The 21,013-nt window shown below is 63.0% G+C and carries 20 protein-coding genes, 1 tRNA gene and 1 pseudogene; 17 read left to right on the top strand and 5 right to left on the bottom strand.

Translation table 11 applies throughout. From position 1 onward, the window contains the following. Window positions 1-69 precede the first annotated feature (69 nt). The 15 genes from aspS (at window position 70) to QSV36_RS08030 (ending at window position 12,290) form a co-directional block, all read left to right on the top strand. Window positions 70-1,845, top strand: a complete 1,776-nt coding sequence (gene aspS, locus QSV36_RS08100) for an aspartate--tRNA ligase (protein WP_061304906.1) — start codon at window positions 70-72, stop codon at window positions 1,843-1,845. Window positions 1,846-1,959: 114 nt separating this feature from the next. Then, window positions 1,960-2,706, top strand: coding sequence for a YebC/PmpR family DNA-binding transcriptional regulator (locus QSV36_RS08095; protein WP_289131114.1), 747 nt, complete (start codon window positions 1,960-1,962; stop codon window positions 2,704-2,706). Between the two features lie 138 nt (window positions 2,707-2,844). After that, window positions 2,845-3,369, top strand: a complete 525-nt coding sequence (ruvC, locus tag QSV36_RS08090) for a crossover junction endodeoxyribonuclease RuvC (protein ID WP_004375291.1) — start codon at window positions 2,845-2,847, stop codon at window positions 3,367-3,369. Window positions 3,370-3,478: 109 nt separating this feature from the next. Then, a complete protein-coding gene (ruvA, locus tag QSV36_RS08085; protein WP_289131113.1) occupies window positions 3,479-4,096 on the top strand; it encodes a Holliday junction branch migration protein RuvA in 618 nt (205 codons plus the stop codon). Beyond that, a complete protein-coding gene (gene ruvB / locus QSV36_RS08080) occupies window positions 4,093-5,139 on the top strand; it encodes a Holliday junction branch migration DNA helicase RuvB (protein ID WP_170031562.1) in 1,047 nt (348 codons plus the stop codon). Before ruvA ends, ruvB begins: the two co-directional genes overlap by 4 nt. A gap of 126 nt (window positions 5,140-5,265) precedes the next feature. After that, on the top strand, window positions 5,266-5,718 hold the full coding sequence (gene ybgC, locus QSV36_RS08075) for a tol-pal system-associated acyl-CoA thioesterase (RefSeq protein ID WP_289131112.1): 453 nt from the start codon (window positions 5,266-5,268) through the stop codon (window positions 5,716-5,718). A 2-nt stretch (window positions 5,719-5,720) separates the two neighbouring features. Next, window positions 5,721-6,416 carry a protein TolQ gene (gene tolQ / locus QSV36_RS08070; protein WP_114169711.1) on the top strand — a complete coding sequence of 232 codons (696 nt, stop codon included), beginning with the start codon at window positions 5,721-5,723 and terminating at the stop codon, window positions 6,414-6,416. Window positions 6,417-6,430: 14 nt separating this feature from the next. Then, on the top strand, window positions 6,431-6,883 hold the full coding sequence (gene tolR, locus QSV36_RS08065) for a protein TolR (protein WP_003254760.1): 453 nt from the start codon (window positions 6,431-6,433) through the stop codon (window positions 6,881-6,883). Then, window positions 6,883-7,992: a cell envelope integrity protein TolA gene (gene tolA, locus QSV36_RS08060; protein WP_225778867.1), complete on the top strand. Its 1,110-nt coding sequence runs from the start codon at window positions 6,883-6,885 to the stop codon at window positions 7,990-7,992. The genes tolR and tolA overlap by 1 nt, the downstream gene beginning before the upstream one ends. A 26-nt stretch (window positions 7,993-8,018) precedes the next feature. Further along, window positions 8,019-9,290 carry a Tol-Pal system beta propeller repeat protein TolB gene (gene tolB, locus QSV36_RS08055; RefSeq protein WP_189665511.1) on the top strand — a complete coding sequence of 424 codons (1,272 nt, stop codon included), beginning with the start codon at window positions 8,019-8,021 and terminating at the stop codon, window positions 9,288-9,290. Between the two features lie 53 nt (window positions 9,291-9,343). After that, the gene (gene pal / locus QSV36_RS08050; protein WP_015271469.1) at window positions 9,344-9,844 is read left to right on the top strand and encodes a peptidoglycan-associated lipoprotein Pal; all 501 of its coding nucleotides are present in this window, start codon (window positions 9,344-9,346) and stop codon (window positions 9,842-9,844) included. Between the two features lie 6 nt (window positions 9,845-9,850). Then, window positions 9,851-10,657 (top strand): tol-pal system protein YbgF, encoded by an 807-nt coding sequence (gene ybgF, locus QSV36_RS08045; RefSeq protein WP_225778866.1) that lies wholly within the window; start codon window positions 9,851-9,853, stop codon window positions 10,655-10,657. 160 nt (window positions 10,658-10,817) lie between these two features. Further along, window positions 10,818-11,465, top strand: a complete 648-nt coding sequence (queE, locus tag QSV36_RS08040) for a 7-carboxy-7-deazaguanine synthase QueE (protein WP_289131111.1) — start codon at window positions 10,818-10,820, stop codon at window positions 11,463-11,465. Between the two features lie 13 nt (window positions 11,466-11,478). Next, complete coding sequence (gene queC, locus QSV36_RS08035; RefSeq protein WP_289131110.1) at window positions 11,479-12,153, top strand: 7-cyano-7-deazaguanine synthase QueC; 675 nt, start codon at window positions 11,479-11,481, stop codon at window positions 12,151-12,153. Window positions 12,154-12,214: 61 nt separating this feature from the next. After that, a tRNA-Lys gene (locus tag QSV36_RS08030) sits at window positions 12,215-12,290 on the top strand. 141 nt (window positions 12,291-12,431) lie between these two features. On the opposite strand, the gene QSV36_RS08025 is transcribed toward QSV36_RS08030, so the two are convergent. The 5 genes and pseudogenes from QSV36_RS08025 to QSV36_RS08010 form a co-directional block, all read right to left on the bottom strand. Then, window positions 12,432-13,136: a CatB-related O-acetyltransferase gene (locus QSV36_RS08025; RefSeq protein ID WP_289131109.1), complete on the bottom strand. Its 705-nt coding sequence runs from the start codon at window positions 13,134-13,136 to the stop codon at window positions 12,432-12,434. Window positions 13,137-13,213: 77 nt separating this feature from the next. Beyond that, a complete protein-coding gene (locus tag QSV36_RS08020) occupies window positions 13,214-14,173 on the bottom strand; it encodes a cation diffusion facilitator family transporter (protein WP_289131108.1) in 960 nt (319 codons plus the stop codon). A 154-nt stretch (window positions 14,174-14,327) separates the two neighbouring features. Further along, window positions 14,328-15,083: a methyl-accepting chemotaxis protein gene (locus tag QSV36_RS26025; protein WP_440808668.1), complete on the bottom strand. Its 756-nt coding sequence runs from the start codon at window positions 15,081-15,083 to the stop codon at window positions 14,328-14,330. A 102-nt stretch (window positions 15,084-15,185) separates the two neighbouring features. After that, window positions 15,186-16,172 (bottom strand): annotated as a pseudogene (locus tag QSV36_RS26020) (methyl-accepting chemotaxis protein); the annotation flags it as partial. Between the two features lie 285 nt (window positions 16,173-16,457). After that, the gene (locus QSV36_RS08010; protein WP_289131106.1) at window positions 16,458-17,810 is read right to left on the bottom strand and encodes an APC family permease; all 1,353 of its coding nucleotides are present in this window, start codon (window positions 17,808-17,810) and stop codon (window positions 16,458-16,460) included. Between the two features lie 442 nt (window positions 17,811-18,252). Between QSV36_RS08010 and QSV36_RS08005 the strand changes: the two genes are divergently transcribed. After that, window positions 18,253-19,761, top strand: coding sequence for a YdgA family protein (locus tag QSV36_RS08005; protein ID WP_289131105.1), 1,509 nt, complete (start codon window positions 18,253-18,255; stop codon window positions 19,759-19,761). 214 nt (window positions 19,762-19,975) lie between these two features. Beyond that, window positions 19,976-21,013 (top strand): quinolinate synthase NadA (nadA, locus tag QSV36_RS08000; protein WP_289131104.1); only part of this gene is annotated, 1,038 nt, incomplete at its 3' end.

Genomic DNA, 21,013 nt, shown 5'->3' with positions numbered 1-21,013 from the left:
CAGTATTAGCCCTCCGGGCGGCCAAGGCCTCCACCGAATACACGAATCACGAGAAGCGAAACCACCATCATGATGCGCAGCCATTATTGCGGCCAACTGAACGAGAGCCTGGACGGCCAGGAAGTCACCCTTTGCGGCTGGGTCCATCGTCGCCGCGACCACGGCGGGGTGATCTTCCTCGACATCCGTGACCGCGAAGGCATGGCCCAGGTCGTGTTCGACCCGGATCGCGCCGAAACCTTCGCCGCTGCCGACCGCGTGCGCAGCGAGTACGTCGTGCAGATCACCGGCAAGGTGCGCAAGCGCCCTGAAGGTGCGGTGAATGCCAACATGGCCTCCGGTGCCATCGAAATTCTCGGCTACCAGCTGAACGTGCTCAACGAAGCGGAAACCCCACCGTTCCCGCTCAACGAATACTCCGACGTCGGCGAGGAAACCCGCCTGCGTTACCGCTTCATCGACCTGCGTCGCCCGGAAATGGCCGACAAGCTGCGCCTGCGTTCGCGCATCACCAGCAGCATCCGTCGCTTCCTCGACGAAAACGGCTTCCTCGATGTCGAGACGCCGATCCTGACCCGCGCCACCCCGGAAGGCGCGCGTGACTACCTGGTGCCAAGCCGTACCCACGCCGGCAGCTTCTTCGCCCTGCCGCAGTCGCCGCAGCTGTTCAAGCAGCTACTGATGGTCGCTGGCTTCGACCGCTACTACCAGATCGCCAAATGCTTCCGTGACGAAGACCTGCGGGCCGACCGCCAGCCGGAATTCACCCAGATCGACATCGAGACCAGCTTCCTCGATGAAAGCGAGATCATGGGCCTGACCGAAAGCATGATCCGCAAGCTGTTCAAGGAAGTGCTGGACCTGGAATTCGGTGAATTCCCGCACATGACCTTCGAAGAAGCCATGCGTCGTTACGGTTCCGACAAGCCGGACCTGCGCATCCCGCTGGAACTGGTCGACGTCGCCGACCAGCTGAAGGACGTGGACTTCAAGGTGTTCGCCGGCCCGGCCAACGATCCGAAGTGCCGCGTTACCGCCCTGCGCCTGCCAGGCGGTGCCAGCATGCCGCGCAGCAAGATCGACGAGTACACCAAGTTCGTCGGCATCTACGGTGCCAAGGGCCTGGCCTACATCAAGGTCAACGAGCGCGCCAAGGGCGTCGAAGGCCTGCAGTCGCCGATCGTCAAGAACATCCCCGAGGCCAACCTCAATACTATCCTCGACCGCGTGGGTGCCGTTGACGGCGACATCGTGTTCTTCGGTGCCGACAAGTTCAAGGTGGTCAGCGAAGCCCTGGGCGCGCTGCGTATCCGTCTGGGCCACGACTTCGAGCTGCTGACCTGCGAGTGGGCGCCGATGTGGGTGGTCGACTTCCCGATGTTCGAAGAGAACGAAGACGGCAGCTTCACTGCGCTGCACCACCCGTTCACCGCGCCGAAGTGCACCCCCGAAGAGCTCGAGGCCAACCCGGCCGCAGCCCTGTCGCGTGCCTATGACATGGTCCTGAACGGTACCGAACTGGGTGGCGGTTCGATCCGTATCCACCGTAAGGAGATGCAACAGGCCGTGTTCCGCCTGCTGGGCATCGAAGCGGCAGAACAGGAAGAGAAGTTCGGCTTCCTGCTCGACGCCCTGAAGTTCGGTGCGCCGCCTCACGGTGGCCTGGCCTTCGGCCTGGACCGCCTGGTCATGCTGATGACCGGCGCCCAGTCGATCCGTGAAGTGATCGCCTTCCCGAAAACCCAGAGCGCCGCGTGCGTCATGACCCAGGCCCCTGGCCTGGTCGACGCCAAGGCCCTGCGCGAGCTGCACATCCGACTGCGCGAACAGACCAAGGTCGAGTAAGCGGTCCTCGGGCGCATCCACAGGGATGCGCCTTTGCGTTTCGGCGCAGGCAATTTCCCGTCCCGCCCCGTACAGGGGCGGGGCTGTTTGTGATTCAAAGGATTCGGAGTCGTTATGGCTGGTCATTCCAAGTGGGCGAACATCAAGCACCGCAAAGAGCGCCAGGATGCCAAGAGAGGCAAGATCTTCACCAAGTGGATCCGCGAACTGACGGTCGCTGCCAAGCAGGGCGGCCCTGACCCGGCCTCCAACCCGCGCCTGCGCCTAGCGCTGGACAAGGCCCTGGGCGCCAACATGAGCCGCGACATCATCGATCGCGCCGTGGCCCGTGGTGCTGGTACCAACGAAAGCGACAACGTCGAAGAACTCAGCTACGAAGGCTATGGCCCGGGCGGCGTGGCGATCATGGTCGAAGCCATGACCGACAACCGCAACCGCACCGCGGCCGCCGTGCGTCATGCGTTCACCAAGTGTGGCGGCAACCTCGGCACCGACGGTTCGGTGGCCTACCTGTTCGAGCGCAAGGGGCAGATCAGCTTCGCGCCGGGCGTGGAGGAAGACGCCCTGATGGAAGCGGCGATGGAAGCCGATGCCGATGACGTCGTGGCCAACGACGATGGCTCGTTCGACGTGTTCACCTCGTTCAACAGCTTCTACGCCGTGCGCAACGCCCTGGAAGAGGCGGGGTTCAAGGCCGCTGACGCAGAAATCGTCATGCAGCCCACCACCAGTGCCGAACTTGACCAGGACGGCGCCGAGAAGGTGCTCAAGCTGATCGACATGCTCGAAGACCTGGATGACGTGCAGAACGTCTATTCCAATGCCCAGATCTCCGACGAGGTCATGGAAAAACTCGGCTAAGATTTTTGCTTGGCCTTTCGGGCCTATTCGCGGGCAAGCCCGCTCCCACAGCGAGCGCACCAGGTTCAGGCCTGGTGTGTCCCCTGTGGGAGCGGGCTTGCCCGCGAATAGGCCGGTACATTTGAACACGCAGGCGCTATGACTCTGATTCTTGGTATCGACCCCGGCTCGCGCATCACCGGTTATGGCGTGGTGCGCCAGACCGCCCGCGGTTGCGAGTACGTGGCGTCGGGCTGCATTCGTACCGGCAGCGGCGAGCTGCACGAGCGGTTGCAGATCGTTTTCCGTGGCGTGGGCGAAATCATCGCCCAGCACGGGCCGGTGACCATGGGCATCGAGCGGGTGTTCATGGCGCGTAACGCCGATTCGGCGCTGAAGCTCGGCCAGGCCCGTGGCGCGGCCATCGTCGCTGCCGCCGAAGCCGGCCTGGAAATCGCCGAATACAGTGCCACCCAGGTCAAGCAGGCGGTAGCCGGCACCGGCGGGGCCAACAAGGAACAGGTGATGATGATGGTCATGCACCTGCTGAAACTGACGCAAAAACCGCAGATCGACGCCTCCGACGCCCTGGCCATCGCCCTGTGCCACGCGCATACCCGCTCCAGCCTGGTGCCGCATGGCCTGGCCACGGCGCGGCGACGCGGCGGGCGCTTGCGTCTGTAGGCGCTTCATGCCCTGATACACATTTTGTGCGGGTGATGCATGCACCCGCTGCATTTGCTGATAGGGTTGAGCGGTCTTTGACCGGCTCCCCGAGAGGAAGGATCGGAACGTGATTGGACGTTTGCGCGGCACCCTGGCGGAGAAACAGCCGCCGCACCTGATTATCGACGTCAACGGCGTGGGTTACGAGCTGGAGGTGCCCATGACCACGCTGTACCGTCTGCCCAAGGTGGGCGAAACCGTCACCGTGCACACCCACCTGGTGGTGCGCGAAGACGCCCACCTGCTCTACGGTTTTGCCGAAAAGCGCGAGCGCGAGCTGTTCCGTGAGCTCATCCGCCTCAATGGCGTGGGCCCGAAGCTGGCGCTGGCGCTGATGTCCGGCCTGGAAGTCGACGAGCTGGTGCGTTGTGTGCAGGCTCAGGACACGTCGGCGTTGGTGCGCGTGCCGGGGGTCGGCAAGAAGACCGCCGAACGCCTGCTGGTCGAACTCAAGGACCGCTTCAAGGCCTGGGAAACCTCACCGGCCATGTTCACCCTGGTCTCCGATGGGCCGCTGCCGGTCAGCAGCACCTCCACGGCCGAAGCTGATGCCGTCAGCGCCCTGGTTTCGCTGGGCTACAAGCCGCAGGAAGCCAGCAAGGCGATTGCCGCGATCAAGGACAAGGCCGGCCTGAGCAGTGAAGAACTGATCCGCCGCAGCCTGAAAGGGATGATTGCCAAGTGATCGAAGCCGACCGCCTGATCGCCGCCAGTGGCCGCGACCGTGAAGAAGTCCAGGACCGTGCGATCCGCCCGCTGCGGCTGGACGAGTACATCGGCCAGCCGGTGGTACGCGAGCAGATGGCGCTGTTCATCCAGGCCGCCCGTGGCCGCAGCGAGTCGCTTGACCATACCCTGATCTTCGGCCCGCCGGGTCTCGGCAAGACCACCCTGGCCAACATCATCGCCCAGGAAATGGGCGTGTCGGTCAAGAGCACTTCGGGGCCTATCCTCGAGCGTCCGGGCGACCTGGCGGCCATGCTGACCAACCTCGAGCCGCACGACGTGCTGTTCATCGACGAGATCCACCGGCTGTCACCGGTCGTCGAAGAAGTGCTGTACCCGGCAATGGAAGACTTCCAGCTGGACATCATGATCGGCGAAGGGCCAGCGGCCCGCTCGATCAAGCTCGACCTGCCACCGTTCACCCTGGTCGGGGCCACCACCCGTGCCGGCATGCTGACCAACCCGCTGCGTGACCGCTTCGGTATCGTCCAGCGCCTGGAGTTCTACAGCGACAGGGACCTGGCCACCATTGTCAGTCGCTCGGCCGGCATCCTCGGCCTGGCCATCGAGGACCAGGGTGCCTACGAGATCGCCCGCCGGGCCCGTGGCACGCCGCGTATTGCCAACCGCCTGCTGCGCCGCGTGCGCGACTACGCCGAGGTGCGCGGCAAGGGGCAGATCACCAAGGCCGTGGCCGACATGGCGCTCAACCTGCTGGATGTCGACGAGCGCGGTTTCGACCACTCCGACCGTCGCCTGCTGCTGACCATGATCGAGAAGTTCGACGGGGGGCCGGTGGGGGTGGACAACCTGGCCGCCGCCATCAGCGAAGAGCGCCACACCATCGAGGATGTGCTCGAACCGTACCTGATCCAGCAAGGCTACATCATGCGTACCCCGCGTGGCCGTGTGGTCACCCGGCATGCCTACCTGCACTTTGGCCTGAATGTGCCCGGGCGCCTGGGGGAGGGTGGGGATTTTTCCGAAACGGGCGATGACTGACAGATCGAAAACGGCTTTTCGTGGTCTCTAGCGCTGGCACGCCGAGGGCGCGCTGGCAATAAGACATTAATGAAGAAAAAACAGTTGCCACAGCGGATTGGCAAGCTGAGGAGTAAGCACTAGAGTATGCGCGCGCAAAATGGCCTGGAACCGTTCGCACACCGTTGTCGCGTCTATTACGAAGATACCGATGCCGGTGGCGTGGTGTATTACGTCAACTACCTGAAATTCATGGAGCGTGCGCGCACCGAGCGTCTGCGCCACCTGGGCTTTTCCCAGGCGCAGCTGGCCGGGGAAAACCTGTTGTTCGTGGTCCATTCCAGCGAAGCGCGTTACCACGCGCCGGCGCGCCTGGACGACGAGCTGCGGGTCACCGCGCAGGTTACTGAACTCAATCGCGCCAGCCTGCGCTTCGTGCAGCAGGTCTGGCGGGAAAAGGATGAAACGCTGCTCTGCGAAGGGCAGTTCCTGGTGGCCGCCGTGCGCGCCGACACTTTCAAACCCCGAGCCATACCCCCGGAGCTGCGCGACGCCTTTGCGGCGGACGGCTCGGGTAATCAATCGAACGCAGGAGAATAAGCGTGGAAGCTAACGTCGTCGACCATACCTCCATGTGGAGTCTGGTCAGCAATGCCAGCGTGGTAGTACAGCTGGTAATGCTGACCCTGGTGGCCGCCTCGGTCACATCATGGATCATGATCTTCCAGCGCAGCACCATGCTGCGCGCCGGTCGTCGTGCGCTGGATGCCTTCGAGGAACGCTTCTGGTCGGGCATCGACCTGTCCAAGCTGTATCGCCAGGCAGGCAGCAACCCGGACCCGGATTCCGGTGTCGAGCAAGTGTTCCGTGCCGGTTTCAAGGAATTCTCGCGCCTGCGCCAGCAGCCGGGCGTTGACCCGGACGCGGTCATGGAGGGCGTTGCCCGGGCCATGCGCGTGGCCATCTCGCGCGAGGAAGAAAAACTCGAGCAGAGCCTGCCGTTCCTCGCCACCGTCGGTTCGACCAGCCCGTATATCGGCCTGTTCGGTACCGTGTGGGGCATCATGAACTCCTTCCGCGGCCTGGCCAGCGCCCAGCAGGCCACCCTGGCCACGGTCGCCCCGGGTATCGCCGAAGCGCTGATCGCCACTGCCATCGGCCTGTTCGCGGCAATCCCGGCGGTCATCGCCTACAACCGCTTCTCGGCCCGCAGTGAAGTGCTGATCGGTCGTTACTACACCTTCGCCGACGAGTTCCAGGCGATCCTGCACCGCAAAGTGCACACCAGCGAAGAGTAATCAGGTAGAAGCCCATGGCCCGAGTTCGCCACAAACGCAAGCCCGTCGCCGAGATGAACGTGGTGCCCTACATCGACGTGATGCTGGTGCTGCTGGTCATCTTCATGGTGACGGCGCCCATGCTCAACCAGGGCGTCAAGGTCGACCTGCCCAAGGTTTCCAGCGAAGCCTTGCCGCAGGACAACAACGTCCAGATCCTCACCATCTCCATCAAGGCCGACAAGACCTATTACTGGAACCTCGGCAGCGAAGTCGATACCGACAAGCAGATGGACAAGGCCATGACCTTGCCTGCAATGACCGACGCCGTGACCAAGATCATTGCCGCCGGCCGTGACCAGGGCAAGCAGACCCAGGTGTTCATTCGTGGCGACAAGGCTGTCGACTATGGCGCGGTCATGGGTGCCATGGGCGGGTTGCAGAAGGCCGGTGTCGGTAACGTTGGCCTGATTACCGAGGCGCCCTGATGCAACAGCGAGAGCCATCCGCCTCGGAAAGCTACTTCTGGCCCAGTGTCTGGGCCATCGGCCTGCATGTGCTGGTGTTTGCCCTGCTGTTCGTCAGTTTTGCCATGACGCCCGAGCTGCCGCCCTCCAAGCCGATCGTCCAGGCTACCCTGTACCAGCTCAAGTCCAAGAGCCAGGCGACCACCCAGACCAATCAGAAGATTGCCGGGGAAGCGAAGAAGACCGCTTCGCGCCAGACCGAGGTCGAGCAGCTGGAACAGAAGAAGATCGAGCAGGAGGCCGTGAAGGCCGCGGAACAAAAGAAAGCCGACGCCGCTCAAAAGGCCGAAGAGGCCCGCGAGGCTGCCGAAGCCAAGAAGGCCGAGGCCGCTGCCGAAGCCGCCAAGGCTGCCGAGGCCAAGAAAGCCGCCGAAGCCAAGAAGGCCGAAGAGGCGAAGAAAGCCGCCGAGAAGCAGCAGGCCGACATCGCCAAGAAGAAGGCCGAGGAAGAAGCCAAGAAAAAAGCCGAAGAAGAGGCCAAGAAAGAGGCCGCTGAAGAGGCGAAGAAACAAGCCGCTGAGGACGCCAAGAAAAAGGCGGCCGAAGAGGCCAAGAAGAAAGCAGCCGAGGACGCCAAGAAGAAAGCGGCAGCCGAGGAAGCGAAGAAAAAGGCAGCTGAAGAGGCCAAGAAGAAGGCCGCTGCAGACGCCCAGAAGAAAAAGGCACAGGAAGCGGCCCGCAAGGCGGCGGAAGACAAGAAAGCCCAGGCCCTGGCCGAGCTGTTGTCCGACACCACCGAACGGCAGCAGGCGCTGGCCGACGAACAGGGTGACCAGGTGGCCGGCGACTTCGACGATCTGATCCGCCTGCGCGCGGCCGAGGGTTGGGCACGTCCGCCTTCCGCGCGCAAGGGCATGACGGTGGTCCTGCAGATCAACATGTTGCCGGACGGTACCATCACCAACGTCAGCGTGGCCCGGTCCAGTGGTGACGGCCCGTACGACAGTTCGGCGGTGGCTGCGGTGAAGAACATCGGTCGCCTGACCGAAATGCAGGGTATGAAGCCGAGCGATTTCAACCAATATCGTTCGTTCAAGATGACATTTACACCTGAGGATCTAGCGTTGTGATTAAACGTCTGAGAGGGCTGCTGGTCATGCTGTGCTGCGTGGCAGGCATGGCCGTGGCAGAGGAAAAGAACATCCTGGTCACCAGCGGCAGCGACCGGGCCACCCCCATCGCGGTAGTGCCGTTCGGGCTGCAGGGCGGCAGCGTGCTGCCGGAAGACATGGCCGACATCATCGGCAATGACCTGCGCAACTCTGGCTATTACTCGCCGATTCCGCGGCAGAACATGATCAGCCAGCCGTCGCAGGCCAGCGAAGTGATCTTCCGTGACTGGAAAGCACTGGGCGCACAGTATGTGATGGTCGGCAGCATCGTGCCGTCGGGCGGTCGCCTGCAGGTGCAGTACGCGCTGTTCAACGTCGCCACCGAGCAGCAAGTACTGACCGGCAGCGTGGCGGGCAGTGTCGACCAACTGCGCGACATGGCCCACTACATTTCCGACCAGTCGTTCGAGAAACTCACCGGCATCAAGGGTGCGTTCTCCACCCGCATGCTGTACGTGACGGCCGAGCGTTTCTCAACCAACAACACCCGCTACACCCTGCAGCGTTCGGACTACGACGGTGCACGTGCAGTCACCCTGCTGCAATCGCGTGAACCGATCCTGTCGCCACGCTTTGCGCCGGATGGCAAGCGTATCGCCTATGTCTCGTTCGAGCAGAAGCGCCCACGTATCTTCATCCAGCACATCGATACCGGCCGCCGCGAGCAGGTCACCAACTTCGAAGGCCTGAACGGTGCACCAGCCTGGTCGCCGGACGGTACCCGCCTGGCGTTCGTGCTGTCGAAGGACGGCAACCCGGACATCTACGTGATGAACGTGGCGTCGCGCCAGATCAGCCGCGTCACTGCAGGCCCGGGCATCAACACCGAACCGTTCTGGGGCAAGGACGGCAACACCCTGTACTTCACCTCCGACCGTGGCGGCAAGCCGCAGATCTACAAGCAGTCGGTCGGTGGCGGTGGCGCCGAGCGTGTAACCTTCGTCGGTAACTACAACGCCAACCCGAAACTGTCGGCGGACGAAAAGACCCTGGTGATGATCCATCGCCAGCAGGGCTTCACCAACTTCAAGGTGGCGGCCCAGGATTTGCAGCGCGGAAGTGTAAAGATTCTCTCCGAGACAAGTCTTGATGAGTCTCCCACTGTTGCGCCAAACGGCACCATGCTAATCTACGCCACCCGCCAGCAGGGCCGGGGAGTCTTGATGCTCGTGTCGCTGAATGGACGCGTGAGGCTCCCACTTCCTACCGCTCAAGGCGAAGTCAGAGAACCGTCCTGGTCCCCTTACCTGAACTGATTGCGGCGTAATACTTTTGCTTAACACACTGGGGTTTCATTAGGAGTTTCACGATGGAAATGCTGAAGTTTGGTAAATTTGCTGCGCTGGCTCTGGCCATGGCCGTAGCTGTAGGTTGCTCCTCGAAGGGCGGTGACAACGCAGGCGAAGGCGCTGCTGTAGACCCGAACGCTGGCTACGGTGCCAACGCTGGTGCTGTTGACGGCTCCCTGAGCGAAGAAGCTGCTCTGCGCGCAATCACCACCTTCTACTTCGAATACGACAGCTCGGACCTGAAGCCAGAAGCCATGCGCGCTCTGGACGTTCACGCCAAGGACCTGAAAGCCAACGGCAACCGCGTTGTTCTGGAAGGCAACACCGACGAGCGCGGCACCCGCGAGTACAACATGGCTCTGGGTGAGCGTCGTGCCAAGGCCGTCCAGCGCTACCTGGTTCTGCAGGGCGTTTCCCCTGCTCAGCTGGAACTGGTTTCCTACGGTGAAGAGCGTCCGGTTGCCACCGGCAACGACGAGCAGTCCTGGGCTCAGAACCGTCGCGTAGAACTGCGTAAGTAAGTTCTCATGCGTATGGGCCGCCGTGTAGTAACCGTCCTCGCACTCAGCCTGCCGCTCGCGGCCTGGGCTGAGGTTCCTGTAGTTGATGACAACGCAGGCAGTTATCCGCCTGCGGGTTATGGCACGAGCGGCGCCTATGCCGGGTCAGGGGCTTCGGCCCCTGCCTCTGCACAGGGCCAGCTGTTCATGCAGTTGCAACAGATGCAGGATCAGCTTTCCCGCCAGCAAGGCATCATCGAAGAGCTGCAGAACGATGTGTCGCGCATGAAGCAGGAAAACCTGGAGCGTTACCAGGACCTGGACCGTCGCATCAACAGTGGCGCCGCGCCTGCCGCGACCCCTGACAATTCCTCCGGTGGTGGTGTCTCGAATGCCGCCCCCGATGCAGCAGCGGGGGCTGCTGCGCAACAACCGGCCGCCAGTAGCGAGCCCGGTGATCCGGCGAAAGAAAAGCTCTACTACGATGCCGCTTTCGACCTGATCAAGCAGAAAGACTTCGACAAGGCCAGCCAGGCCTTCGGCGCCTTCTTGCGCAAATATCCCAACAGCCAGTACGCCGGCAATGCCCAGTACTGGCTGGGTGAGGTCAACCTGGCCAAGGGCGACCTGCCCGCCGCCAGCCAGGCCTTCGCCCAGGTCAGCCAGAAGTATCCGAAGCACAGCAAGGTGCCGGATTCGCTGTACAAGCTGGCTGACGTCGAACGCCGCATGGGGCACACCGACAAGGTCAAGGGCATTCTGCAGCAGGTCATCAGCCAGTACCCCGGCACTTCCGCCGCGCAGCTGGCCCAACGTGACCTGCAGAAGCTCTGAACTGTCCCGTTTGAAATAAACCCGCGCCTGTCGCGGGTTTTTTCGTTAGAATCATTGCCCTTTTTTCGTAAACACGCTGTTGCGGATAACGCTATGTCGAGTCCGCGACAGTGCCTGACGGAGGCGGACAGCCTGTTTAGCTGTCACGCCCGTGGCGAGCATGCAAGACACATTACGCATCACCGAAGTCTTTTACTCTTTGCAGGGTGAAACGCGAACGGCTGGGTTGCCCACGGTATTCGTGCGGCTCACCGGTTGCCCCCTGCGCTGCCAGTACTGCGACAGTGCCTATGCCTTCAGTGGCGGTACCCTGCGCAGCCTCGATTCCATCCTCGAGCAGGTCGCCAGCTTCAAGCCGCGCTACGTCTGCGTGACCGGTGGCGAGCCCTTGGCCCAGCCCAACGCCTTGCCGCTGCTGCAACGCCTGTGTGACGCCGGTTACGAGGTTTCGCTGGAAACCAGCGGTGCGCTGGACATTTCCGGCACCGATACCCGGGTCAGCCGTGTGCTCGACCTGAAGACCCCCGGCTCCGAGGAGTCGCACCGTAACCGCTACGAGAACATCGAGCAGCTGACCCGCAATGACCAGGTCAAGTTCGTCATCTGTTCCCGCGAGGATTACGACTGGGCGGTTTCCAAACTCATTCAGTACAACCTGGCCGAGCGTGCCGGTGAGGTGCTGTTTTCGCCCAGCTACCAGCAGCTGAACGCCAGCGAGCTGGCCGACTGGATTGTCGCCGACAACCTGCCTGTGCGCTTTCAGCTGCAGCTGCACAAGCTGCTGTGGAACGACGAACCCGGACGTTGAGGAGCAACTACACATGAGCGAGAAACGCGCAGTAATCCTGTTGTCCGGTGGCCTGGACTCGGCCACGGTGGTCGCCATGGCCAAGGCCGAAGGCTACAGCTGCTACACCATGAGCTTCGACTATGGCCAGCGTCACCGCGCCGAGCTGAACGCCGCAGCCCGGGTCGCCCGCGACCTGGGTGTGGTCGAGCACAAGGTGATTGGCCTGAACCTGAACGGCATAGGCGGCTCGGCATTGACCGATAGCAGCATCGACGTACCAGAAGCCCCGAGTGAAGGCATCCCGGTCACCTACGTGCCGGCGCGCAACACCGTGTTTCTGTCCCTGGCCCTGGGCTGGGCAGAAGTGCTGGAAGCCCGTGACATCTTCATTGGTGTCAATGCCGTGGATTATTCCGGCTACCCGGACTGCCGCCCCGAGTTCGTCGAAGCCTTCGAGCGCATGGCCAACCTGGCGACCAAGGCCGGTGTTGAAGGGCAGGGCTTCCGTATCCAGGCACCGCTGCAGAACATGAGCAAGGCGCAGATCGTGCAGGCTGGTATCGCGCGCGGTGTGGACTACAGCCTGACCGTTTCCTGCTACCAGGCCGACGATGACGGCCGTGCCTGCGGCAAATGTGACAGCTGCCGCCTGCGTGCTGACGGCTTCAAGGCCGCCGGTGTTGCCGACCCGACGCGATATCTTTAAAAAAAGTTGTGGTGGGGTGTTGATTTCCCGTTAGAAATCAGTATTATACGCGCCATCCAACGGGTCGTTAGCTCAGTTGGTAGAGCAGTTGGCTTTTAACCAATTGGTCGTAGGTTCGAATCCTACACGACCCACCATATGCAGTACGTCAAAGCCCGCTACCGGCAACGGTGGCGGGCTTTTTCGTTTCCGGTTGGCGGGATTCGGTCAGTCGCCTGCCGCGCCCAGCGGCAGGGGCGGGCTGGTGTTGCGATAGGGCTGCAACGCAGCCCTCCGACCTACAGTTGGGTCGCGCTGCGTTTATTCAGCTTCAATGTCTTGTAACTGGCCGCCGCTTTCGGCCCGAGGGCTTCGAGGGCCTCCAGAAAGTGCGAAGGATGGTCGAGCGGCAGTGCTTTGAGTGTGTCGAGTTCCAGCTCCCACCATTTGCTCGCCAGCAGCCGTTCGATCAGGTCATCGGGGTGACGAAAGCGGATGATCCTGGCTGGATTGCCGCCTACGATCGCATAAGGTGGCACGTCTCGTGTAACCAGCGCCCGCGTGGCGATGATCGCGCCTGTACCCACCGTCACGCCTTCAAGCACGGTGGCCTCAGCACCTATCCATACGTCATGGCCAATGTTGGCGTAGGAAATCTGCGGATCGTAGCGAAGTCGATTGTTTTCATACTGGAACGGGTGGGTGCTCACCCAGGCCGAGGGGTGCGTGTTCTTTTCCTGGCCGATGGTGCAGCCAGACCCGATCGAGCAGAACCGACCGATCGAGGCTACCAACGACAGCGTGCAGTCACTGCGTATGTAGGTGTGTGCGCCGATGCTCAGGTTGCTCGCCTCGATACGAATATGTCCGAGCTGGACCGGGGCCTCGATGTGGGCTTGCGCGCCCTTGCTGAAGGTGTCGGTGCCGCCTGCAAGCTTTCCGCCTGATGCCCTGACCAACCTTTTGTAGCGATTTTCCTTGATGATTTTCAGGGGGTTAAGCATGCGTCCGGCTCCGCCAAGTTTTGCGCGATCATAGCAAATGGCCCGGGTTCATGACGGGCCTTTGGCAGCACGGCAGTTCATTCGGCCCACTCCGGGTCGCCGGTAAACACCACCGTCAGCCAGCGGTCCGGCCCTTCGCCGCCCACCGCATCCCCGATCTCGTTGCGCCACGCATCCCACTCATCGATGCTTTTCGCTGCCATGCTCTTGGGCACGATGAAGTACAGCTCGATTTCCCGCGAGCGCCCGACCTTGGCTACATAGGCGCGGTACGACTGCAGCCCGTGGCGGGCGACGAAGGCCTTGGCCACTTCATCCACATGCAGCTTGAGGTCGCCCGGTGTCACCAGGAAGATTTCCGAAAGCGCCTGGCGCACTACCGCCATCGGCAGCGGCACGATCACCAGGCACACCAGCGCCAGCACCGCCGGGTCGATGTACGGCGACACCCACTCCCATTGTGTGCCTTGCACGGCGTAGCCAAAGCAGAAGGCGATCAGCAGGGCGGCGGTGATGCTGGCCGACATCACCCAGCCTTTGACGTCCATGCGCACGAAATCCGAGCCCAGCTCGCGGTTGGCGCGGGCCTCGACCACGGCGATGGTCACGCAGGCGATGACGGTCAGCAGCGCGTAGACCATGGCGATGCCGAACTCCAGGTGGCGCCCGCCTTGCAGCAGGCTGCTGACGGCGTTGATCAGTGCATAGATGGCCACGCTGCTCAGGAGGATGCCATTGAGCGCCAGCACCATCGGCTCCAGGTGCCAGAAACCCATGGTGAAGCGTTCGCGCAGCTTGCGCGACATCTGCACGCTGGTGGTATGTGCGGTGATCAGCCTGACCACCACCAGTGACAGCCCGCTCATGCTGGCGTCGACCAGCGAGTAGACGCCATCGAAGACGATGGAGAACGAGCCAGAGGCCAGGCCGAAGGCGATGCCGATAAGGGCGATGAACAGGGTCACGGCGATCGAGGTGCGCAGCAGGCCCTGTTCGCTGGTGAGGTCGAAGAAGGTGGAGCGGGTTGCGGTTTGCATAAGATGTGCTCGGTAAAAAACATTGATTCTGTATCGCCTGTCAGGGCCTCTTCGCGGGCTCGCCCGCTCCCACAGGTCCGGTGCCGCCTTCGGTGTCGGTACAAAACCTGTGGGAGCGGGCAAGCCCGCGAAAAGGCGCAGTGGCCCTGACAGGTTAGACGCGGAACTGCTCCATCAGCGCCTGCTGCTGGTTGGCCAGCCGGTTCAGGGCCTGGCTGATCCGCGCCGATTCGTCGGCCTGGCCGGCCAGCGATTCGGTAACGTCGCGAATGCCCGCCACGTTGCGGTTCACTTCCTCGGCCACTGCGCTCTGCTCTTCGGCCGCCGAGGCAATCTGCAGGTTCATGTCGCTGATCACTGCCACCGCTTCGCCGATGCGCTGCAGGGCCGGCAGTGCCTGCTCCATTCCCAGGGCGCTGGCCTGGGCCTGGCGTTGGCCCTGGTGCATGGCGTCCACCACATCCTGGGTGCCTTGCTGCAAGCCTTCGATGACCTGGCGAATTTCTTCCACCGATGTCTGCGTGCGCTGGGCCAGGCCGCGCACTTCATCGGCGACCACGGCAAAGCCACGCCCGGCTTCGCCGGCGCGGGCGGCCTCGATGGCGGCATTGAGGGCCAGCAGGTTGGTCTGTTCGGCAATGCTGCGGATCACTTCCAGTACCGAGCCGATCTGCCCGCTGCGATCTTCCAGCGCTCGCGCCTCGCCCATGGCGGTGTCCATGCCGGCGGCTAGGCGGTCGATGCCCTGACGCGTGCTGTCGATCAATTGCAGGCCTTCGCGGCTGGCCTGGTCGGCAGCGCGTGCGGCCTGCGCCGCCTGCGCGGCGTTATGGGCGACATCCAGGGCGGTGGCGCTCATTTCGTTGGCGGCGGTGGCCACCTGTTCGATCTCGCGGTGCTGTTGCTGCATGCCGTTGCTGGTCTGGCTGGCAATGGCCGCCGACTGGTCGGCGGTGTCGCGGGCTTGCTGCAGTGAACCCTTGACCTGGGCAATCACCGGTTGCAGCTTGTCGAGGAAGCGGTTGAACCAGCCGCTGAGCTGGCCCAGTTCGTCCTGGCGGGCGTAGTCCAGGCGCCGGGTGAGGTCGCCTTCGCCACTGGCGATGTCTTTCAGGCGTGCGGCCACCGCCAGGATCGGCCGGGAGACGCCGCGTGCGGTCAACCCTATCAGCAGCAAGCCGGCTACCGCAGCGCCCAGGCCGACCAGCAGGCTGATGAGGTTGGCGCTCTGGTTATGCTGGTCCAGGCGCTGGTTGAGGGCGACCGCGGGAGCCTGCAGCACGCTTTCGGGTACTTCCAGCAGCACCTGCCAGTTGGCGGTGCCGGGGATCGGCGTGAAGGGGTGAGCCACGCGCAGCAGGCCGTCGGCTACCGCCTTGTCCATGGGCTTGCCAAGTATGCTGGCGTCACGGCTGTTGCCGGCCAGCAGGCCGCTGGCGCTGGCGATACTGACCTGGCCCTGGCCGTCGAACAGCTCCCGGCGGCCATCCAGGCTCAGTTGCTGCAGGTTGCTCAGGCCGATATCCAGGCCGACCACGCCGACCACCTTGCCGTGCTCCAGCAGCGGCAGGGCAATGCTGGTCATCAGCACCTGGCGGCCATTCACGTCGTCGAGGTAGGGCTCCAGCACGCAGGCGCTGGCAGTATCCTGCGGGCAGGTCAGCCAGCGGTTCTTCGCCACGCCATTGCTACCGATGCCGGCGTCGCCGAGCATCGATTCCGGCATGGCTTCAAGTTCAAGGGCGCCGGGGCTGGGCTGCGACCAGTACAGCGAGAAGCGCCCGCTGTCATTGCTGCCCGTCGCCTCCTGGCCGACATACTGGCTGTCCTGGCCGAGGGCGTCGGGCTGGAACACCAGGTACAGGCCGATCACAGCCGGGTTGTCGGCCAGGCTGGCACGGGCCTGGCGTGTCAGTTCGCTACGCAGGTCGCTGCCACCGCGGGCCTTGAGCACCTGCACCAGGCGGGCAAAGCCATTGGCGTACTGATAGGCGTCCATGAAATAGCGCTGGGTACGCAGCGCCTGGGTTTCGGCAAGGGCTTGCAGGCGCTGGCGCGCGCTGTTGTCGAGCATTTCGGTGTTGGCCAGGTTGACCAGCTCCGCGCTGCGCCGGGCCTGGGCCAGCGAGGTTGTCACCAGCAGGGCGACGATGGCCAGCAGGCACAAGCCGGCAAGCAGGGTGATTTTCCACTGGATGGAGAGGCGACGCAGCGGCATCAGGGCTTTCCTTTTCGATCAAATGCAACGCCCGCGAACAGGCGCGGGCGTTGGGGGCAGCGTGGGTCATTCAGCAATGTAGTTGGGCGGCGAATCCCTGAAGGCTTTGGTCAGCCAGGCGAGGTACAGCACGCCGAGCACGGCCCAGACCCCGCCGAACAGCAACGAGTTGGCATTCAGGTCCAGCCACAGCGAGACGATGATGCAGAAGCCGATGGTCGGTGCGACCAGGTACGTCAGCTGGTTGGCCAGGCCCTGGCGCTTGCCTTCGCGCAGGTAGCAGTGGTTGATCACCGACAGGTTGACGAAGCTGAATGCGACCAGGGCGCCGAAGTTGATGATCGACGTGGCGGTCACCAGGTCGAAGAAGATCGCCGACAGCGAAATCAGCCCGACCACGGCAATGTTCAGCACCGGCGTCTTGTAGCGCGAGTGCAGGCGGGCGAACAGGCTGGCCGGGATCACGTTGTCACGGCCCATCACGTACAGCAGGCGCGACACGCTGGTCTGCGAGGCCAGGCCCGAGGCGATGGTATTGATCACCGTGCAGGCGATGAAAATCGACTGGAACAGCTTGCCGCCCACATACAGGGCAATTTCCGGCAGTGCCGCTTCATGGTCGTGGAAGCGTGCCATGGTCGGGAAGTAGGCCTGAATGAAGTACGACACGGTGATGAACACCGCGCCACCGATCAGGGCGGTGAGGAAGATTGCCCGCGGGATGGTCTTGCTTGGGTCGCGGGTTTCTTCGGACAGGCAGGTGACCGCATCGAAGCCGAGGAACGAGAAACACAGGATGGTCGCGCCGGCGGCCAGGGCGCTGAGCTGGGTCTGGTCGTCGGCGAACGGCAGCAGGCTCCACGCGGTACCCAGCCCTTCACCCGCGCCCAGGCCGCGCACGCACAGGTAGATGAACACGGCGATGATCGCCACTTGCACCGCCACGAACAGCAGGTTGAAGTGCGCCACCAGGTTCACGCTGCGCATGTTGATCAGGCTGATCAGGGTGACGAAACCGGCCACCCACATCCACTCCGGTACTTCCGGGAACATGGCCGAAAGGTACAGCTTCGCCAGCAGTGCGTTGACCATCGGCAACAGCAGGTAGTCGAGCAACGACGACCAGCCGACCAGAAAGCCCACGTGTGGGTTGATCGCGCGTTGGGTGTAGGTGTAGGCCGAACCTGATTGCGGGAAACGTCTGACCAGGGTGCCGTAGCTGATGGCAGTGAACAGGATCCCCGCCAGCGCCAGGATGTAGGCGCTGGGTACGTGGCCGGCGGTAATCCCGGAGACGATGCCAAAGGTGTCGAACACGGTCATTGGCGTCAGGTAGGCCAGGCCGATGATGATCACGTGCCAGAGGCGCAGGGTTTTGCGCAGTTGCGGGTTGCCGGAAGCGCTGAAGTCAGGCTGCATGCTGGCATGGCTCCTGCGACTGGGCGTAAACGGCGGGCACGGGGTATTGCGCATGCGGCAAGGGCGAGCGGGTGGGCTCCATGTTGTTCACCTTTTTTGTCGGAGCGGCGGGAGGCGCGGGGGAACGCGCAAAGTGGTGAAAATAAAAAACGATGCGTAGGTTGGTGTCAAGTTAAACATGACAAGATGTTACATAACTGAAATAACTATCGATGAATCCTAGGCCTTGTTCGGTTTACGCGCGTTTTTTTGCGATTTTGATCAATCTGCGTGTTCGAAAAAATTTACAACTCGCGGACTGCCTTGCAGGGCCTGTCAGGCGTTTCCCAAAACCCGGATTTATCGCGTCGGGCCAGCGCCAGGCCCGGGTTGCGGTGGTACTCTTGGCGTCCAGCGGCACTGGGCCGCCTACGAACCCCTTACGGACAAATCGGTTCCATTCATGAAGAAATCAGTTGGCATCCTTTCCGGCCTGGCTATCGCCATCGCCGTCGCAATTCCCGCTGGCGCCTGGTACACCGGCAAGCAGCTTCCCACAGAGCTCGACAACGCCCTGTCGCGCAGCAATGCCGAACTCAAGAAGGCCCTGGTGAGCACCGGCGGCAGCATGAGCATCGAGCGGGTGTCGCTGGAGCAGCATTGGTTCAGCAGTACTGCCCAGTACCGGCTCAAGGCCCGGGATATCCGCCTGGGTGATGGAGAGGTGCTGAACTTCGACGTAGGCGTGACCGACCAGATCGAGCACGGCCCGTTCCCCTGGTCGCGGGTCAAGGCGTTGCAGCTGATGCCGGTGCTGGCGGTCAGCAGCAGCACGCTGCAGAAGGACGACACCACCGCGCCGTGGTTCGCGGCAGCGGGCGAGCAGGCTCCGGTCACTGCACAGACCAGCCTGGGTTACGACGGCAATGTCACCAGCCTGGTCCAGCTGGCGCCGGTCAAGCTTGATGAAGCGGACGGCAGCCGCCTCGACTTCTCGGGCATGCAGCTGCAGGTCAGTGGTGACCAGCAAGGCAAGGCCTCGACCTTCAGCGGCCAGGCCGACCGTTTGCTGATGAAGCTGGTAAGCGATGACCAGCCGCCAGCCACGGTCGAGCTCACGGGCCTGAAGGTCGATGGCCAGTTGTCGGCTACCGGGCACGAGGCCATCTATGTGGGCAATGTCGACCTGGCGCTGGCCGAAACCAAGGTCACCCTGGGGCCCAAGCAGCAGGTGCTGCTGGTCAAGGGCCTGCAGCAGAATGTCCGGCAAACCCTGGAGGGCGCGGACACTGTCGGTGGCCGCGTGGAGTACAAGGTCGAGGACATCCGCTGGGATGACCGGGCGGTGGGCAAGGCGCAGATGGCGGTAAGCGTCTCTTCGCTCAATGCGCCGGCGCTGCAGGCGCTGTCGGCGTGGTACCAGTCGCACCTGCCGGAGTTCGAGGCCGCTGCGGCTGCCGGCGAGCCGATGCCGGAAATCCAGATGGACGAGGCAGAAAAAGCCCGGTTCCAGGCCGACCTGCAGAAGCTGCTGGCCGCCAAGCCGCGGGTGGCGGTTGAAAACCTGTCGTTCAAGACGGCCAATGGCGAAAGCCGCTTCGACCTGTCGATGGGCTTTGCCGCCCCGGCCAGCTTCGACCTGCCACCCGATCAGCTCGGCAAGCAGCTGATCACCGAGGTGAAGAGCAAGCTGTCGCTGTCCAAGCCCATGATCGGTGACCTGGCGACCTTGCAGGCGCTGCTGGACGGCCAGACCGACGCCCAGGCCATCGCCCTGCAATCGAGCCAGGCCGGGGAAATGGTCGGCATGATGGCGTTGCAGAGCGGCATGGCGACGGTGCAGGGCACCGATGTGGTGAGCAGCCTGCACTATGCCGACGGCATGGTCGACTTCAACGGCCAGAAGATGACCGTGGAAGAGTTCGCCATGCTCATGGCCTCGCACCTGGGCGCCCTGTCGCCGCAGGGTTGATCGCTGCCCCTGTGCCGGCCCGGTGGCCGGCACAGGCAACACAAAAACCGCTTTAGAAATCGCTGGATTATCTGTAGCCTTCGGCCTCCGATAATAATCCGCGCCCGCAGAGGGCCGTGGCGGCCTGCGTGCCGTCCGGCACCCTTAGCCGATCTGTCAGGGCCGGGTGATACACTCGATTTGACGCGCGCACGCGCCTGCAGGTCCAGCGATCATGACCCAGATTTCCGAACGCCTGTTGGTTCAGGCCCACCTCGACGCCAAGCAGCCCAACCCGCTGACAGCCGAGCAGGAGGCCGAATACCGTGCGGCCATCGCTGCCGAGCTCAAGGCGCAGAACGCCGTACTGGTCGCCCATTACTACTGCGACCCGGTCATCCAGGCGCTGGCCGAAGAAACCGGCGGCTGCGTGTCCGACTCGCTGGAAATGGCCCGCTTCGGCAAGAACCACCCGGCACAAACCGTCGTCGTTGCCGGTGTACGTTTCATGGGCGAGACCGCCAAGATCCTCACCCCGGAAAAGCGTGTGCTGATGCCGACCCTAGAGGCTACCTGCTCGCTCGACCTAGGCTGCCCGGTGGAAGAGTTCTCAGCCTTCTGCGACCAGCACCCCGAGCGCACCGTGGTGGTCTACGCCAACACCTCTGCGGCGGTGAAAGCCCGTGCCGACTGGGTGGTGACTTCAAGCTGCGCGCTGGAAATCGTCGAAAGCCTGATGGACAACGGCGAAACCATCATCTGGGGCCCCGACCAACATCTGGGCCGCTACATCCAGAAGCAAACCGGCGCCGACATGCTGCTGTGGGACGGTGCCTGTATCGTTCACGAAGAGTTCAAGTCGCGCCAGCTGGCCGACATGAAAGCGCTGTATCCGGATGCGGCGATTCTGGTACACCCCGAATCGCCGGAAGCGGTAATCGAACTGGCCGACGCGGTCGGCTCCACCAGCCAGCTGATCAAGGCTGCGCAGACCCTGCCGAACAAGACCTTCATCGTCGCCACCGACCGCGGCATCTTCTACAAGATGCAGCAGTTGTGCCCGGACAAAGAGTTCGTCGAAGCCCCGACCGCCGGTAACGGCGCGGCCTGCCGCAGTTGCGCGCACTGCCCATGGATGGCGATGAATACCCTGGAACGGGTGCTGGATTGCCTGCAAAAGGGCACTAACGAGATCTTCGTCGACCCAGCACTGGTACCGAAGGCGATCAAGCCGCTGAACCGCATGCTGGACTTTACCCAGGCCGCGCGCCTG

Origin of the sequence: Pseudomonas sp. BCRC 81390 (assembly GCF_030341915.1) — a bacterium.
Taxonomy (GTDB): Bacteria; Pseudomonadota; Gammaproteobacteria; order Pseudomonadales; family Pseudomonadaceae; genus Aquipseudomonas.
The sequence above is the reverse complement of the archived record's forward strand: the minus strand, read 5'-3'. Positions and strand labels throughout refer to the sequence as shown.